Annotated in this window: 1 protein-coding gene; it reads right to left on the bottom strand. The window is 70.7% G+C overall.

From position 1 onward, the window contains the following. The coding region (locus BTW00_RS13750; RefSeq protein ID WP_143506633.1) for an HlyD family efflux transporter periplasmic adaptor subunit at positions 1-280 on the bottom strand (280 nt) is incomplete at both ends.

Below are 280 nucleotides of genomic sequence, written 5' to 3'. Positions count from 1 at the left end.
CGCGGCGATCCGCTTGCCGCCGGCCATGTCGAGATCGACCGTGCCACCGACCGTCAGCTTGCCCAGCATGTCCTCGCGCAGGGTGAAGGCGAACCATGGCCGGTCGGCATCGAGCAGCAGCACCGGCTTGCCGACCGGCACAATCTCGCCCAGCTCGGTCACGATCGTGCCCACCGTGCCATCGACCGGCGCCGTCAACCGCGTCTTGTCGAGCCGCGCCTGCAGGTCCGCTACAGTGGCTTCGGCGAGCGCCACCCGCGCATCGGCCAGCGCCCGTTCC

The organism is Psychrobacter sp. C 20.9 (assembly GCF_001921765.1).
GTDB lineage: Bacteria > Pseudomonadota > Gammaproteobacteria > Pseudomonadales > Moraxellaceae > Psychrobacter > Psychrobacter piscatorii_B.
This window is presented reverse-complemented; position numbering and strand designations above follow the sequence as displayed.